We start from the raw sequence: 660 nt of genomic DNA on the forward strand, positions 1-660 counted from the left end.
TGGCTGTGATTTTCTGCTGTGTACCACTGGCCTGATTGTAAGGTGACCTCAGTTAGACCATCTATAGGAATGCAGCGCCAGTTGAATGTGGAACCAGGTGTCACAGTACCTTTACTGCTTTCACCGCCAAACTGATAGAAAAGAGCCTGTTTTCGTCCTTTTTTTGAACCTAGCGCATGAGGGCACATCTCGCGGTAAAAACCTTGGTAATATGCTGTTACTTGCAACTTTTCTTTGATTGCCTTGGCAATTAAATCATAATTATTAGACACTTAGCTTCAATCTCCCAGAGTATGATTTCCTGTTGGAAATATATGTATTTATCAGAAATGTAATGTAAACAGAAAGTTATAAAAATAGAAGTCAGTTGTTATTTGAGTGAGAAGCTCGCCAATCTTTTATCATTTCTTTTGTTACCTCTTTTTTGTAGCAGATTGGCGAATAACCTCCTGCTTTGCTCCAGGCGCTGCGCCTGCCGCACGAGCTGCCATTTCTTGCGCTGTTAAACGGACATGCACATGTTCCGGGATAGGCTGCTATCGACTCGTCAATAATCGCCTGCTTTACTTTGTCATCTGATAGATTTTCTTTCGCCACAGCGATATTGCCGAAAAAAAGATGTGTCAGTAAAGCTGATAACAGACACGAACGTACTGTCTT

General features: G+C 41.7%; 2 protein-coding genes. Both read right to left on the reverse strand.

What is annotated here, in order from left to right; all coding sequences use genetic code 11:
* A partial coding sequence (locus tag HMPREF9538_RS30735; RefSeq protein ID WP_071813940.1) for a hypothetical protein occupies positions 1-272 on the reverse strand: 272 nt, incomplete at its 3' end.
* A 91-nt stretch (positions 273-363) separates the two neighbouring features.
* Positions 364-642 carry a hypothetical protein gene (locus HMPREF9538_RS32670; RefSeq protein WP_077249673.1) on the reverse strand — a complete coding sequence of 93 codons (279 nt, stop codon included), beginning with the start codon at positions 640-642 and terminating at the stop codon, positions 364-366.
* Positions 643-660: the final 18 nt, after the last annotated feature.

The organism is Klebsiella sp. MS 92-3 (assembly GCF_000195655.1).
Taxonomy (GTDB): domain Bacteria; phylum Pseudomonadota; class Gammaproteobacteria; order Enterobacterales; family Enterobacteriaceae; genus Klebsiella; species Klebsiella pneumoniae.